This window comes from Amycolatopsis sp. NPDC101161 (assembly GCF_044768185.1).
In the GTDB taxonomy this organism is placed as follows: Bacteria; Actinomycetota; Actinomycetes; order Mycobacteriales; family Pseudonocardiaceae; genus Amycolatopsis.
Genome location: NZ_JBIWPI010000002.1, coordinates 514,231 through 529,690 on the forward strand (window position 1 = coordinate 514,231; position 15,460 = coordinate 529,690).

The window sequence follows — 15,460 nt, forward strand, 5'->3', positions numbered from 1 at the left end:
GTGCGACCACCGTGCCGGAGGGCACCGACAAAAACTCAGCCCAGCGCTTCGGCCACCGCCGTGCCGAGGCGTTCTGTGGTATCCGTGCCTCCGAGGTCGGGGGTGCGCACCCGGCCCTCGTCGAGCACCCGGTCCACCGCAGCACGGATCGCTTGTGCAGCAACGGTTTCACCCAGGTGCTCGACCAGCATCGCGGTCGCCAGGATCTGCGCCACGGGGTTCGCGATCCCCTGTCCGGCGATGTCCGGAGCGCTCCCGTGGACCGCCTCGAACATCGACGGATATTCACCCGATGGGTTGATGTTGCCGGACGGCGCCATACCGAGGCCGCCGGTGATCGCGGCCGCGAGGTCGCTCAGGATGTCGCCGAAGAGGTTCGAGGCCACGACGACGTCGAGCCGGTCCGGCGCCTGGACCATCCGCGCCGCCAACGCATCCACGTGCATCTGTTCACTGTGGACATCCGGGTACTCCGCCGCGACCTCGGCGAATATCTCGTCCCAGAACGGCATGGAGTGGATGAGCCCGTTGGACTTCGTCGCCGAGCAGACGCGCGAAGACCGCGTCCGCGCCAGCTCGAAGGCGTACCGGATGATCCGTTCGACGCCGACGCGTGTGAACACCGATTCCTGCAGCACGAACTCGTCCGGCCGCCCGGCGTTGTGCCGGCCGCCGATCGCGGAGTACTCCCCTTCGGAGTTCTCACGGACGATGACCAGCTCCAGCTCCTCGGCCTTCCGCCCGGCCAGCACCGACGTCGTGCCCGGCAGCAGCCGCACCGGGCGCAGGTTGACGTACTGCTGGAACGCGCGCCGGAGCGGGATCAGCAAGCCCCACAACGAAACGTGGTCCGGAACGCCGGGGAAGCCGACCGCGCCGAGCAGGATCCCGTCGAACTCCGAGAGCTGCGCGACACCGTCGTCCGGCATCATCGACCCGAGCTGGGCGTACCGCTCGCAGCTCCAGTCGAACTCCGTCCACTCCAACGAGAAATCGAACAAAGCGGAAGCCCGGTCGAGGACCTTGCGGGCCTCGACCGTGACGTCCACGCCGATGCCGTCGCCGGGGATGCTCGCGATGCGGTAGGCCGTCACAGGGCCACCGCGATGTACTTGATCTCCAGGAACTCCTCGATGCCGACCGAGCCGCCCTCGCGGCCGAGCCCGGACTGCTTGATCCCGCCGAACGGCGCCGCCGGGTTCGACACGATGCCCTGGTTGAGCCCGATCATGCCGGCCTCCAGCGCTTCGGACACGCGCAGCGCGCGCTTGAGGTCGCTGGTGAAGACGTAGGAAACGAGGCCGAACTCCGTGTCGTTGGCCTCCGCGATCGCTTCCTCCTCGGTGTCGAACGGCGTGATCGGGGCGACCGGTCCGAAGATCTCCTCGTGCGTCAGCCGCGCCTCCTGCGGGACGTCGGTGAGCACGGTGGCCTGGTAGAAGTGACCGGGCCCATCGACCGCGGAGCCGCCGGTGAGCACCTTCGCGCCGCGATCGGTGGCGTCCTTGACCAGCTCCTTCACCTTGTCGACAGCCTTGTCGTCGATCAGCGGGCCGACCACGACGTCCTTCTCGGTGCCGCGGCCCATCGGCAGCGCCTGCATGCGCTCGGTCAGCCGCCGCGAGAACTCCTCGACGACGCCGCGCTGCACGTAGAACCGGTTCGCCGCCGTGCACGCCTCGCCGATGTTGCGCATCTTGGCCTGCATCGCGCCGTCGATGGCCGCGTCCATGTCCGCGTCGTCGAAGACCAGGAACGGCGCGTTGCCGCCCAGCTCCATCGACGTCCGCAGGATCTTGTCCGCGCACTGTTCGAGGAGCTTCCGGCCGACGCCGGTGGAGCCGGTGAAAGAAAGCTTGCGGGCGCGGCCGTCGCGGATCAGCGGTTCCATCACGCCGCCGGAGTCGCTGGTCGTGATCACGTTCAGCACGCCCTCAGGCAGTCCGGCCTCGGCGAGGATGCCGGCCAGCGCGAGCATCGACAGCGGCGTCTGCGCGGCGGGCTTGATCACCGACGTGCAGCCCGCGGCGATCGCCGGGCCGATCTTGCGGGTGCCCATCGCCATCGGGAAGTTCCACGGCGTGATCAGCAGCGTCGGGCCGACCGGCTGCTTGGTGATGAGGAACCGGCCCACACCGTTCGGGGCGGTCGCGTAACCGCCGTCGATGCGGACAGCTTCCTCGGCGAACCAGCGGAAGAACTCGGCGGCGTAGGCGATCTCGCCCTTCGACTCGGCGAGCGGCTTGCCCATCTCGAGCGTCATGAGCAGCGCGAGCTCCTCCTGGCGCTTCATCAACAGCTCGTACGCCCGGCGCAGGATCTCGCCGCGCTCGCGGGGCGCCATCTTCGCGAAGTCGACCTGCGCGGCGACGGCAGCGTCCAGCGCGGCGACGCCGTCGGCCGGCGACGCGTCCGCGACCTGGCACAGTTCCTTGCCCGTGGCCGGGTCGACCACGGGGAACGTCTTCCCGGACTGGGCGGCGACCCACTTGCCGCCGATGAACAGTTCCTTGCCGACCGCGTCGACGACGCCGGACTCGGTGCTCGCGCTCATCCCGACTGCTCCTCACGTGTTGTCCCGAGGGCCATGCTATGGATATTGTCAACAATCGACAACCCGCTCAACCGACCAAGGAGCACGCTGCCATGGCCCAGCTATCTCCGCTGCTCAAGCAGGCAACGCCCGTCGTGGTCGACCACGGTGAAGGGGTTTACCTCTACGACGTCGACGGCAAACGCCACCTCGACTTCACCGCCGGCATCGGCGTCACGAGCACCGGGCACTGCCACCCGCACGTCGTGCGCGCGGCGCAGGAGCAGATCGGCAAGCTCGTCCACGGGCAGTACACGACGGTGATGCACAAGCCGCTGCTCGAGCTGACGAAGCGGCTCGGCGACGTCCTGCCGAGCGGGCTCGACTCGCTCTTCTACGCGAACTCGGGCAGCGAAGCCGTCGAAGCGGCGTTGCGGCTTTCGCGGCAGGCGACGAAGCGCCCGAACGTCATCGTCATGCAGGGCGGCTTCCACGGCCGGACCGTCGCGGCGGCGTCGATGACGACGTCCGGGACGCGGTTCAGCGCCGGCATCGGCCCGCTGATGGCCGGCGTGCACGTCGCGCCGTTCCCGTACGCCTACCACTACGGCTGGGACGAGCAGACCGCGACGAAGTTCGCGCTGCGCGAGCTGGACTTCCTGTTCCAGACGGTCAGCGCCCCGAACGAGACCGCCGCGATCTTCGTCGAGCCGGTGCTCGGCGAGGGCGGGTACGTCCCGGCGAACACGGAGTTCATGGCGGGCCTGCGCGAGCGCGCGGACCGGCACGGCATCCTGCTCGTCGTCGACGAGATCCAGACCGGCTTCGGTCGCACCGGCAAGTTCTGGGGACACGACCACTTCGACGTCCGCCCCGACATCGTGCTCATCGCGAAGGGCCTGGCCAGCGGCTTCCCGCTGTCCGGCATCGCCGCTTCGCAGGAGCTGATGGCCAAGGCGTACCCGGGCTCGCAGGGCGGCACGTACGGCGGCAACGCCGTCTCGTGCGCGGCGGCGATCGCGACGCTCGAGGTCATCCAGCAGGAGAACCTCGTCGAGAACGCCGCCGAGCGCGGACGGCAGCTGCTCGAAGGCGCGCGCGTCATCGCGGACAAGACGCCAGCGATCGGCGAGGTGCGCGGGCTCGGGCTGCTGGTCGGCTCGGAGTTCACGACCGCGGACGGCGAGCCGGACGCCGCGACGGCCGCGGCCGCGCAGCAGACAGCGGCGAAGAACGGCCTGCTGCTGCTCACCTGCGGGCCGTACATGAACGTCGTGCGCATGGTGCCGCCGCTGGTCGTCAACGCCGAGCAGGTCGACGACGCGCTGCGCATCTGGGGCGACGTCGTCGCGTCCGTGACGGGGAGCTGAGCATGGCGCAGTACATCACGATCACCCTCGACAAGCGCGGGGTGTCCTGCCGCGCCCGCCTGCTCGACGACGAAGCGCCGCGGACGTGCAAGGCGGTGTGGGACGCGTTGCCGCAGAGCGGCTCGGCCTACCACGCGAAGTACGCGCGCAACGAGGTCTACACGCTCGTGCCACCCTTCGCGGAGCCGAAGCCCGGCCGCGAGAACCCGACGATCACGCCGATCCCCGGCGACGTCGTGTACTTCGGCTTCGAGGCCTGGGAGATCGGCAACCCCGCGTACGGCTACGACGACGAGAGCGAGGCGCACAGCGACCAGGGTGCGACCGACCTCGCGATCTTCTACGGGCGCAACAACCTGCTGATCAACGGCGACGCGGGCTGGGTGCCCGGCAACGTGTTCGCCACGATCGAGGAGGGCCTCGCCGAGATGGCGGCGGCCGCGCAGGACCTCTGGTTGCGGGGTGTCGAGGGCGAGACGCTCTCGTTCGCGCGAGCCTGATTTCCTTTCCTCCCAAGGGGACGCCGGGTGCGGTGACCGCACCCGGCGTCCCTTTTCGCTGTCCGCGGCCACCCGAAAGGGTGATCATCGGGAGATCACCTTTCGTGGCCGGTTATCACCGGATCGAGCTACTCACGTGCCCGTGATGCCGGATCAAGGACAGAATTACCGACAGTGATGTTCTGTCCGCTTACTACCCAGAGTGGCTGACCGCCGAAACGGGGACCCCGGCGTCAAACACGAAGGGATTACGTGTTTAGAATGGGAAGATTCCGCGGCGGCACAATCTCCCGAAAACGGCTCTTTGACAGCTCGCCAGCACGGTGAAAACCTGACTCCGCTCTCGCGAGAGCATCTCCAGGGAAACCATTTCTAATCAACAAGGAGCCGTTCCATGCAGACGTTCGCCCAGCACGCCCTCTACTGCCACGACATCATCACCGGCGCGCTGGCGCACCTGGCGCACGTTCTCGGCTGGCTCGTCTGAGACTGACCGGAACACGACGCCCGGCCGCGGGAAACCGCGGCCGGGCCGTTTTCACGCCAGCTCGGACAGGCGCGCGAAATCGTCGTCGGAAAGCGTGATTCCGGCCGCGCCGCAGTTTTCCTCGAGGTGCGCGAGCGACGACGTGCCGGGAATGGGAATCACGACCGGCGAGCGTCGCAGCAACCAGGCGAGGGACACCTGAGCGGGGGTCGCTCCGAGGCTGGCCGCGACCTTTCCGAGCACCCCACCCGCCGTCGCGTGGTCACCGCGCGCGATCGGCAGCCAGGGGACGAACGCGATCCCTTCGCGCTCGCAGTAGCCGAGGACGTCCTCGGACGCGCGGTCGGTCAGGTTGTAGCGGTTCTGCACGCTCGCGATGGGCGCGATCGCCCGGGCTTCGGCCAGTTGCGCGACGGTGACCTCGGACAAGCCGATCCGGGCGACTTTGCCTTCGTCTCGCAGCCGGGCGAGCGCGCCGATCTGGTCGGCGAGCGGGACCTGCGGGTCGAGCCGGTGCAACTGCAGCAGGTCGAGGCGTTCGACACGCAGGCGTCGCAGCGAGAGTTCCGCCTGCTGCCGCAGGTACTCCGGCCGGCCGAGCGGTACCCACTCGCCCCGGCTCGGACGCGCGTGTCCGCACTTCGTCGCGATGAACAGTCCCTCGTACGGGTGCAGCGCGTCAGCCAGCAGCTCTTCGTTCAGTCCCAGGTCATAGGCGTCGGCGGTGTCGAAGAACGTCACGCCGAGCTCGGCCGCGCGGCGCGCCACCGCGGCGGCGCCGTCCCGGACGTGGTCCCACTCGGTGAGCCGCATGGCGCCGAAACCCAGCCGCCGCACGGAAACGCCGTCGTCGAAGGTGTACGTCGATGTCATGCCGGAAAGCTTCGCCCGGCACGGAGTCACCCACCAGAGATTTAGTCTGAGCTAAATCCTGCTCAGTAACCGGGTGGTCACGCATTTCATCCGGATTTCATCACCCCTCCCTAACGTCCGCGGCGCAGTGATCAACTGACGGAGGGGACTGCGAAGTGAAAAGTCTGAAACGCCTATCACTGATCGGGGCGGCGGTGGCCGCGCTCGTCACCGGGTTCGTCACCACGCCGGCCGCGCACGCCGAAGGCGCGCACTACTACATCCTCATCGGCGGCACCTGCAACGGGAACGCCGACCAGTACCAGGAAGCGTGGCTGCGCGGCGGGATCCGGAAGGTGGTGAACTACCCGGCCGGCGCGTCCGGGCTGCCCGGCCCCTGCGGCCAGACGCCGATGGACCAGAGCGTCGCGATCGGCCGCGAAGAAGCGAAGCGCGTCGCGCAGGACGCGTACCGCGAAGATCCCGGCGGCGAATTCACGGTCGTCGGGTACTCGCAGGGCGCGATCGTCGCCAACTTCCTGTTGAACGACATCGCGGACGGCGTCGTCGACGTCGACCGGAGCCACTTCACCGCGAAGCTCTACGCGGACCCGATGCAGCCGGTCGGACCGCCGGGACGCGGGATCAGCGCGGTGATCCCGGCGGGCGCGGGCGCGCCGTCGCCGTTCGGCGGTTACGTCTCGTTCGGCCCCGGACGGACGGACTTCGGCGGCATTCCGTACATCCGCTACTGCATTCAGACCGACGGTGTCTGCCACTTCGACACGCTCGAGGCACCGGGCGGCTACTTCGCCCAGCACTGGTGCTACGTCGAGCGCCCGATCATGGCGGACACCTTGGCCGACGGCGTGTACACGAACTCGTCGATCGAGCTGCCGCGGCAGAACTGTCGTCCGCCGTGGCCGATCGGCTGAGCCGATCACTGCCGGGCGGGCGCCGCGAGCGCGCCCGCCCGGACTCGTCCGCGCAAATGTGAAAAACCTTCATGGCGACGTACCGGCGGTACGTACTACGCTGCGGTAACCACAGCAACGGCGCGGAGGAGAGACTGTCGATGGGCGACGTGGCGGCACGGCTGGCCGAGATCGTCGGAGACAAGAACCTGCTGACCGGCGAGGCGATCTCCGAGGACTACGCGCACGATGAGGCGTTGACTGCGGAGCCTCAGAAGCCTGCGTACGTCGCGAAGCCGGCAACCGCGGAAGAAGTCGCGGAGCTGCTGAAGGTTGCGACAGAGCACAACGTGCCCGTAACCGCGCGCGGTTCCGGCAGCGGGCTCTCCGGCGCCGCGCGGCCACGCGAAGACGGGCTGCTGATCTCCTTCGAGCGAATGAATGCCATCCTCGAAGTCGACACCGGAAACCACGTAGCCGTCGTACAGCCCGGCGTCACGCTCGCCGAACTCGACGCGAAGACGGCCGAAGCCGGGCTCAGCTACACCGTCTACCCCGGCGAGCTGAGCGCGAGCGTCGGCGGGAACGTCGGCACCAACGCCGGCGGTATGCGCGCCGTCAAGTACGGCGTCACCCGGAACAACGTGCTCGGCCTGCAGGCCGTCCTGCCGACCGGCGAGATCCTCCGCACCGGCGGCAAGACGTCGAAGATCTCCACCGGCTACGACCTCACGCAGCTGATCATCGGCTCCGAAGGCACCCTCGCGCTGGCCACCGAGATCACCGTCAAGCTGCACCCGCGGCTGACGCACGGCGCCACCGTGCTCGCCCCGTTCGGCGACTTCGGCCAGGTGATGGCGGCTGTGCCGGCGATCCTGTCGAGCGGGCTCGGGCCGCACATCCTCGAGTACATCGACAACCTGACGATGGCGGCCATCGTCTACAACGAGAAGCTCGAGCTCGGCGTCCCGGACAAGATCCGCGAGACCAGCGAGGCTTACCTTGTAGTCGCTCTGGAGAACCGCGACGGCGGACGTCTGCAGGAGGACGTCGAGACGGTCGGCGAGCAGCTCGGCGAACTCGGCGCGACCGACGTCTACGTCCTCGAAGGCGGCGCGGCGCGCAAGCTGATCGAAGCCCGCGAGAAGGCTTTCTGGACCGCGAAGGCGGCCGGCGCCGACGACGTGATCGACGTCGTCGTGCCGCGGACCGCCATGCCGCAGTTCATCACCAAGGCGCGCGAGCTCGCGATGGCCGCGGGCGGCGGCGCGCTCGGCTGCGGACACGCCGGCGACGGCAACGTCCACCTCGGGATCTTCTGCAAGGACGCGGACAAGCGCAAGCAGCTGCTCACCGACATCTTCGCCTACGCCATGGAACTGGGCGGCGCGATCTCCGGCGAGCACGGTCTCGGCCGCACCAAAGCGCACTACCACCAGGAACTCGAAGACCCGGCGAAGATCGAGCTGATGCGCCGGATCAAGCAGAGCTTCGACCCCGCCGGGATCCTCAACCCCGGCGTTCTCTTCCCCGAAGGAACCGCATGAGTGAGATGAACGGCGCCCAGTCCCTGATCCGCACGCTGGTCGACGCCGGCGTCGAAGTGTGCTTCGCGAACCCCGGCACGTCCGAGATGCACTTCGTCGCCGCGCTCGACACCGTCCCGGAGATGCGGGGCGTGCTCGCGCTGTTCGAAGGCGTCGTCACCGGTGCCGCCGACGGCTACGCGCGCATCGCGGACAAGCCCGCCGCGACCCTGCTGCACCTCGGCCCCGGCCTGGGCAACGGCCTGGCGAACCTGCACAACGCGCGCCGCGCGCACACGCCGATCGTGAACGTCGTCGGCGACCACGCGATCTACCACAAGCAGTACGACGCGCCGCTGGAGTCGGACATCGAGGCCATCGCGGGCTCGCTGGAAGGCTGGGTGCGCCGCTCCGAGCACACGAAGGACGTCGGCGCGGACGCCGCCGCCGCGGTCGCCGCGTCGCAGGACGCGCCCGGCCGCGTCGCCACGCTGATCCTGCCCGCGGACGCTTCGTGGGGTGACGGTGGCGAGACGTGCGCGCCCGTCCCGCCGCGCGTTCCGCAGGCTGTCGACGCCACCACCGTCAAGGACGTCGCGGCCGTGTTCGGCGCCGGCGAGCCGGTGGCGCTGCTCATCGGTGGCGGCGCGTGCCGCGAGGAAGGCCTGCGCGCGGCCAGCCGGATCGCCACCGCGACCGGCGCGAAGGTGTTCGTCGAGACGTTCCCCGCGCGTCTGGAGCGCGGCGCCGGCCTACCGGCGATAGAGCGGCTCGGCTACCTCGCCGAGCAGGTGACTTACCAGCTCGACGGCATCAAGCACGTCGTCGTCGCGGGCACGAAGGCGCCGGTGTCGTTCTTCGCCTACCCGGGCAAGCCGAGCGACCTGGTACCCGAAGGCGCGCAGGTGCACACGCTTGCGTCGGTCGGCCAGGACGTCACGCGCGCGCTGAACGAGGTCGCCGACCTCGTCGCCGCGGACACCGAACCGGTGCTGTCGCCCGCGTCGCGGCCCGCCCTGCCGAGTGGTCCGCTGACCCCGCAGAACTGGGTCGACGTCATCGGCGCGCTGCTGCCGGACAACGCGATCATCGCCGACGAGGCCAACACGTCCGGCCTGCTGCTGCCGACGGCGACGGCCGGCGCGCCGCGGCACGACGTCCTCACGCTGACCGGCGGCGCGATCGGCTACGGCATGCCGGTCGCGACCGGGGCGGCCGTCGCCGCGCCGGACCGGCCGGTGCTGAACCTGCAGTCCGACGGCAGCGCGCTGTACACGATCTCGGCGCTGTGGACGCAGGCTCGGGAGAACCTGAACGTCACGACGGTGCTGCTCAACAACCGCGCGTACGCGATCCTGCGGATGGAGCTGCAGCGCGTCGGCGCGGCGTCGGGCGGTCCGAAGGCGAACGACCTGCTCGACCTTTCGCGGCCGGACATGGACTTCGTCAAGATCGCGGAGGGCATGGGCGTCCCGGCGACGCGGGCGACCACGGCCGAGGAGCTGGCCGAGCAGTTGCAGCGGGCCTTCGCCGAACCAGGCCCGCACCTCATCGACGCCGTGGTGCCGCCGCTGCTCTGAACCGGACTATTCTCCCGTCACACCTCGAGTCCGGGAGCGGCGGATGAGCGAAGACGAACACGCGAAGCGGGGCATCGACCTCGAACGGCCGAACGCGGCGCGCGTGTACGACTACATGATCGGCGGCAAGCTGAACTACGCCGTCGACCGGATGTTCGCCGACCGGGTCCTGAGCGTGCTGCCGAACGCGCAGCACATGGCGCTGACCAACCGGGCGTGGCTGCGCCGCGCGGCGCGGTTCGCGGCGGAGCAGGGCGTCCGGCAGTTCCTGGACATCGGCTCCGGCATGCCGACGGTCGGGCACGTGCACGAGGTCGTCCAGGCGATCGACGCCACTGCACACGTTGTATACGTCGACAACGAGCCGATCGCGGTCGCGCACAGCGAGATCGTGCTGGAGGGCAACGACAACGCGGCGATGGTCCAGGCCGACGCCGAGTACCCGGACGAGGTACTCGAGCACCCGACCACCGAGGCGCTGCTGGACTTCAGCCAGCCGGTGATGGTCATCATGGCGGCGTTCGTGCACTTCATCCCGGACTCCCGGGACCCGGCCGGGCTGATCGCGGCTTACCGCGACGTGCTCGCGCCGGGCAGCTACCTCGCGTTGTCGTCGGGCACGTGGGAAGGGCAAGGCGAGGAGTCGCAACGCTCGGTGGCGCTGTACGAGAAGAGCGGCACGCCGCTTACGCTGCGTTCGCCCGACGAGCTGCGCGCGCTGGTGAAGGGCTTCGAAATCCTGCCGCCGGGAGTCGTGTTCACACCGGAGTGGCGCCCGGACGCGCCGCTCGAAGACCCGCCGGAGCAGTCGGGCGGGCTGGCTCTGGTCGCTCGCAAGGAGTAGCCGGCGCTATCCTCGCTGTCGCACCGACGGTGAGGGGACGGCGATGACCGACGACCACGCGAAGCGCGGGATCGACTTCGACAAGCCGAACGCGGCGCGCGTGTACGACTACCTGATCGGCGGCAAGCTCAACTACGCCATCGACCGGGTGTTCGCCGAGCAGATCCTCCAGGTGCGCCCGGAGGCCCGGGAGCTGGCGTTGCTGAACCGGCGCTGGCTGCGCCGGGCGGTGCGGTTCGGCGCCGAGCAGGGCATCCGCCAGTTCCTGGACATCGGATCCGGCATGCCCACGGTCGGACATGTGCACGAAGTCGTCCAAGCCATCGACCCCACTGCACACGTTGTATACGTAGACAACGAACCGGTCGCCGTCGCGCACAGCGAGATCGTGCTGAAGGACAACGACTACGCGGAGATGGTCCAAGCCGACGCCGAGTACCCGGCGGACGTCCTCGAACACCCCACGACCGAGCGGCTGCTGGACTTCGACGAGCCGGTGATGCTGATCATGGCGGCGTTCGTGCACTTCATCCCGGACTCGCGCAACCCGACGGGACTGATCGCGGCCTACCGCGACGCGCTCGCGCCGGGCAGCTACCTCGCGTTGTCGTCGGGCACGTTCGAGGGTCAGGGCGAGGAGGTCCGCCGCGCGGCGGAGATGTACCAGAAGAGCGGCACGAACGTCGTCGCCCGGTCGCGCGCGGAGCTGCAGGCCCTGCTGGACGGCTTCGAGCTGGTGCCGCCGGGGATCGTGTTCACGCCGGAGTGGCGTCCGGACGACCCCGCGGAGGTGGGCGAGCACCCGGAGAAGGCGAGCCAGCTCGCCCTGGTGGCGCGCAAGGGCTAGCCGCCCTCCGCAATCGGACATTCGCCGGACAGGAACGACCCGCTATTCTCGCCGTCACACCGGACCGTGGAGCGGCGAATGAGTGAAGACGAGTACGCGCGGCGTGGCATCGACCTCGACAAGCCGAACCCCGCGCGCGTGTACGACTACATCCTCGGCGGCCAGCTCAACTACGCCGTCGACCGGATGTTCGCCGACCAGGTGCTCGCCGCGCAGCCGAACGCGCGGGAGCGCGCGCAGCTGAACCGGCAGTGGCTGCGCCGGGCCATCCGGTTCGGCCTGGACAACGGGATCCGGCAGTTCCTCGACATCGGCTCCGGCATGCCGACCGTCGGGCACGTCCACGAGATCGCGCACGCCGTCGACCCGACCGCCCGCGTGGTCTACGTCGACAACGAACCGGTCGCCGTCGCGCACAGCGAGATCGTGCTCGAGGACAACGAGAACGCCGCCATGGTGCACGCCGACGCCGAGTTCCCGGACGACGTCCTCGAGCACGAGATCACCGAGATGATGCTGGACCTGGACCAGCCGGTGATGGTCGTGATGGCCCTGTTCGTGCACTTCATCCCGGACGAGCGCGACCCGGCCCGGCTGATCGCCGCCTACCGCGACGCGCTCGCGCCCGGCAGCTACCTGGCCATGTCGTCGGCGACGCCCGAGCAGCAGAGCGACGGCACCGCCCGCGCGGTCGCGATGTACCAGAAGAGCGCCAACCCGGTGACGCCCCGCTCGGCCGACCAGCTGCGCGCACTCGTGGACGGCTTCGAGATCCTCGACCCGGGTGTCGTCTTCATCCCGCAGTGGCGGCCGGAAGACCCGGCGGACGTGCCGGAGAACCCGGCCGAGTGCGGCGGGCTCGCCCTGGTGGCGCGCAAGAACTAGGCGAAGCCGAACTAGCCGACACCGACGAGTTCCGGCGCCACCCGCGTCTTCGGGACCAGCCCGGCGAGCAGCACGCCGGCGAGCGCGGCGCACGCGGCCACGGCGAACGTCGCCCGGAAGCCGGACAGCGACGGCACCGTCAGCCCGCCGACGGTGATCGTCAGCTGGGCGAGCATCGCCGCCATCACCGCGCTCGAAACCGCCGTGCCGACGGAGCGCATCAGGGAGTTCAGGCCGTTCGCGGACGCCGTTTCGGTGACCGGAACCGAGCCCATGATCAGCGCGGGCATCGCTGCGTATGCAATGCCGACACCGGCGCCGATGAGTACCGACGCCGTGATCAGCTCGGCTGTGTTGTCCATCAGCGCGATCGCGAACACGTACCCGAGGGCGATCACCAGCGCGCCGCACATCAGCGTCGGACGCGGGCCGAACCGCGCGATGAGCCGGGCCGACACCGGCGAGAGCAGCATCATCACCAAGCCGTTCGGGGCGAGAGCCAAGCCGGACTCGACCATCGTCTGGCCCAGCCCGTAGCCGGTCGACGCGGACGCCTGCAGCAACTGTGGGAAGGACAGCGCCATCGCGTACATCGAGAACCCGACCATGATCGAGGCCAGGTTCGTGAACAGCACCGGCCGGCGCGCGGACACGCGCAGGTCGACGAGCGGGTCGCGCCGGCGTAGCTGGTAGGCGCCCCAGGTGAGCAGGATGACGACGGCCGCCGCGGCGAACCCCAGCGTCGGCTTGCTGGTCCAGCCCCACGTCGCGCCCTTGACCACGGGCAGCAGCAGGCAGACCAGGCCGGCGGCCAGCCCGAACGCGCCGAAGTAGTCGAACGGCGCGGGGGTGCGCAGCGGCGACTCCGGCACGAACCGCATGATCAGCAGCGCGAAGAAGAGTCCGAGACCGGCGGCCATCCAGAACAGCACGTGCCAGTCGGCGTTCTCGGCGACGATCGCCGCGACCGGCAGCCCGATCGCGCCGCCCACGCCGAGCGTCGCGCTCATCAGCGAGATCGCGCCGCCGACGCGTTCGGCCGGGAGCTCGTCGCGCATGATGCTGATGCCGAGCGGGATGACGCCCATCGCGCAGCCCTGCAGCCCGCGCCCGAGGATCTGGAACGCGAGCGCGCTCGTCGTCGCGGACACCACCGAGCCGGCGATGAGCAGCGCGAGGCTGACGAGGATCATCCGGCGCTTGCCGTAGAGATCGCCGAGCCGTCCGCTGACCGGCGTGATGACGGACGCGGCCAGCAGCGTCACGGTGACGACCCACGACGCGTCGGCCGCCGAAGCGTTCAGCAGCCGCGGGAACACCGGGATGAGGGGCACGACCAGCGTCTGCATGAACGACGCGACCAGCCCGCACGAGGCGAGCACCACGACGATCGCGCGATCGGACCGCCCGGGACGGGACACCAGCACACCCCCGGTGTGTAGTTAGTACGCATCATGCAACTTGATGCACTGTACCTACCGGGTGGCCGGTTTCGGTCCGATTGGTGATTCGTCACAGCCAGGTGCGGACACCACCGTGGCCGGAGCAGGTGCCGGAGCGGTGCTGGCTGTAGCTGTAGGTGCCGTCCTTGCAGAGGGCCGTGGCGCCGGACGGGTTGTCGCTGGGCCGGTGGACGCAGTTGCCGTCCGAGTTCCGGTAGTAGTCGGCACCGCACTCGGCCGGCTTCGGCTCGGCCTGCGTGGTGGTCTTCGGCGCCGCTTTGGGCTTGGCCACGGTCGTCTTCGGCGCGACGGCTTGCGCCTGCGTAGGCGCGGTCGTGGCCACCGGGGCTTCGGACGTGGCGGTGGGCGTATCCGTCGTGCTCGGAGCGGCGTACACAGGCGTTGTATACGAAGTCGACGGCGCATCCAGAACTCCGACACCGCCCGGATCCTTCGCCGGCACCGAACCGACGCCACAACCCGCGACCAGCAGGCCTGCGGCCAGGATCCACCCCAGTTTCTTTCCCACGACGACTCCTTAGCAACACGAACCAATGCCGCCTAGTCGCTGGCCCGGGAGCGTTTGTTACGACGCCTAGACTCGCCGCATGGCCTGGTTGCGGCGTTGGGCTCCCGAACTCGCGGTCACCGTCGCGGTGCTCGTCGGTTCGCTGTTCGCCGTCCTGAACGACGACGCCAAGCCCGCGCACCACGCCGCCATCGGCTGGGTGCTCACCGTCTTGAGCTGCGCCGCCGTCTTCTTACGGCGTAAGTACCCGCTGAGCGTCGCCGGGTTCACGCTCGTTTGCTGTGCCCTCTACTACCCGCTCACCGATCCGGACGGTCTCGTCCTGCTCGCCTTCGCGTACACGCTCTACAACGCTGCCGCGGCAGGGCGGATCCGCGGGGCCGCGTTCCTCGTCGTCGCCGCGATGGCCGGAGTCGTCATCGGCGAGGTCAGCTCTCGGACCGGGCGGCACGTCGACAACTTCGCGTTCTTCCTGATGACCGGCTGGTTCGTCGCGCTCGTCGCCGGTGGTGCCGTCGCGCACTACCGCGCCGAAGCCGAGCGCACCAAGGAGGCCGAAGCCCGCGCCCGCGCCACCGACGAGCGGCTGCGCATCGCGCGCGAACTGCACGACGTCCTCGGTCACCATCTATCCCTGATCAATGTCCAGGCCGGCGCCGCACTGCACCGGCGTGATCCCGCGCAGGCCGAGGACGCGCTCGGCACCATCAAGGACGCCAGCAAGACCGCACTCCAGGAGTTGCGCGCGACGCTTGGCATGCTCCGTCAGGTCGACCAGCCGAGCCTGTCCCGCGTCGCCGAGTTGGCCGAGTCGGTCGGCGCGTCCGGGCTGACAGTGCGGACCGAGATCGACGGCGTCGCCCGCGACCTGCCGCCGGACGTCGAGCACGCCGCGTTCCGCGTGGTACAGGAAGCGCTGACGAACGTCGCGAGGCACGCCGGCGCGAAGACCGTCGTCGTCCGGCTCGGGTACGGCGCCGACGCGCTGTCCGTGCAGGTCGACGACGACGGCCGCGGCGGCGACGCCCCACCCGGCACCGGGATCCGCGGCATGGCCGAACGCGCGCGGGCGCTCGGCGGCGAGCTGACCGCGGCACCGCGCGAAGGCGGCGGTTACCGGGTGCGCGCCCGGTTGCCGGTGCGATGATGGG

14 protein-coding genes are annotated in these 15,460 nt (G+C 69.6%); 9 read left to right on the plus strand and 5 right to left on the minus strand.

Going from position 1 to position 15,460, the window contains the following annotated elements; translation table 11 throughout:
• Nucleotides 1-35: 35 nt before the first annotated feature.
• Entirely contained in the window at nt 36-1,094 is a 1,059-nt protein-coding gene (locus tag ACIRSS_RS13570) for a tartrate dehydrogenase (RefSeq protein WP_400894329.1), read from the minus strand.
• The gene (locus tag ACIRSS_RS13575) at nt 1,091-2,554 is read right to left on the minus strand and encodes an NAD-dependent succinate-semialdehyde dehydrogenase (RefSeq protein WP_400894331.1); all 1,464 of its coding nucleotides are present in this window, start codon (nt 2,552-2,554) and stop codon (nt 1,091-1,093) included. Before ACIRSS_RS13575 ends, ACIRSS_RS13570 begins: the two co-directional genes overlap by 4 nt.
• A gap of 92 nt (nt 2,555-2,646) precedes the next feature.
• Here ACIRSS_RS13575 and ACIRSS_RS13580 point away from each other — a divergent pair, with 92 nt between their 5' ends.
• The gene (locus tag ACIRSS_RS13580; RefSeq protein ID WP_400894333.1) at nt 2,647-3,903 is read left to right on the plus strand and encodes an aspartate aminotransferase family protein; all 1,257 of its coding nucleotides are present in this window, start codon (nt 2,647-2,649) and stop codon (nt 3,901-3,903) included.
• A gap of 2 nt (nt 3,904-3,905) precedes the next feature.
• The gene (locus ACIRSS_RS13585) at nt 3,906-4,403 is read left to right on the plus strand and encodes a DUF3830 family protein (RefSeq protein ID WP_400894335.1); all 498 of its coding nucleotides are present in this window, start codon (nt 3,906-3,908) and stop codon (nt 4,401-4,403) included.
• A 538-nt stretch (nt 4,404-4,941) separates the two neighbouring features.
• Here ACIRSS_RS13585 and ACIRSS_RS13590 read toward each other — a convergent pair.
• Nucleotides 4,942-5,763: an aldo/keto reductase gene (locus ACIRSS_RS13590; protein ID WP_400894337.1), complete on the minus strand. Its 822-nt coding sequence runs from the start codon at nt 5,761-5,763 to the stop codon at nt 4,942-4,944.
• A gap of 155 nt (nt 5,764-5,918) precedes the next feature.
• Between ACIRSS_RS13590 and ACIRSS_RS13595 the strand changes: the two genes are divergently transcribed.
• The 6 genes from ACIRSS_RS13595 to ACIRSS_RS13620 all read left to right on the plus strand — a co-directional run bounded on the left by ACIRSS_RS13595 (nt 5,919) and on the right by ACIRSS_RS13620 (nt 12,338).
• A complete protein-coding gene (locus ACIRSS_RS13595; protein WP_400894339.1) occupies nt 5,919-6,677 on the plus strand; it encodes a PE-PPE domain-containing protein in 759 nt (252 codons plus the stop codon).
• A 140-nt stretch (nt 6,678-6,817) separates the two neighbouring features.
• Nucleotides 6,818-8,203, plus strand: coding sequence for an FAD-binding oxidoreductase (locus ACIRSS_RS13600; RefSeq protein WP_400894341.1), 1,386 nt, complete (start codon nt 6,818-6,820; stop codon nt 8,201-8,203).
• Nucleotides 8,204-8,208: 5 nt separating this feature from the next.
• On the plus strand, nt 8,209-9,762 hold the full coding sequence (locus ACIRSS_RS13605) for an acetolactate synthase large subunit (RefSeq protein ID WP_400897450.1): 1,554 nt from the start codon (nt 8,209-8,211) through the stop codon (nt 9,760-9,762).
• 43 nt (nt 9,763-9,805) lie between these two features.
• The gene (locus ACIRSS_RS13610; protein ID WP_400894343.1) at nt 9,806-10,606 is read left to right on the plus strand and encodes an SAM-dependent methyltransferase; all 801 of its coding nucleotides are present in this window, start codon (nt 9,806-9,808) and stop codon (nt 10,604-10,606) included.
• Between the two features lie 43 nt (nt 10,607-10,649).
• Nucleotides 10,650-11,453 (plus strand): SAM-dependent methyltransferase, encoded by an 804-nt coding sequence (locus ACIRSS_RS13615; RefSeq protein WP_400894345.1) that lies wholly within the window; start codon nt 10,650-10,652, stop codon nt 11,451-11,453.
• 78 nt (nt 11,454-11,531) lie between these two features.
• Entirely contained in the window at nt 11,532-12,338 is an 807-nt protein-coding gene (locus ACIRSS_RS13620; RefSeq protein ID WP_400894347.1) for an SAM-dependent methyltransferase, read from the plus strand.
• Between the two features lie 11 nt (nt 12,339-12,349).
• Here the strand turns inward: ACIRSS_RS13620 and ACIRSS_RS13625 are convergent, their stop codons facing one another.
• Both ACIRSS_RS13625 and ACIRSS_RS13630 read right to left on the minus strand, forming a co-directional pair.
• Nucleotides 12,350-13,765, minus strand: a complete 1,416-nt coding sequence (locus ACIRSS_RS13625; RefSeq protein ID WP_400894349.1) for an MFS transporter — start codon at nt 13,763-13,765, stop codon at nt 12,350-12,352.
• 85 nt (nt 13,766-13,850) lie between these two features.
• Entirely contained in the window at nt 13,851-14,309 is a 459-nt protein-coding gene (locus ACIRSS_RS13630) for a DUF3761 domain-containing protein (protein ID WP_400894351.1), read from the minus strand.
• A gap of 79 nt (nt 14,310-14,388) precedes the next feature.
• Between ACIRSS_RS13630 and ACIRSS_RS13635 the strand changes: the two genes are divergently transcribed.
• Nucleotides 14,389-15,456, plus strand: a complete 1,068-nt coding sequence (locus tag ACIRSS_RS13635) for a sensor histidine kinase (RefSeq protein WP_400894353.1) — start codon at nt 14,389-14,391, stop codon at nt 15,454-15,456.
• Nucleotides 15,457-15,460: the final 4 nt, after the last annotated feature.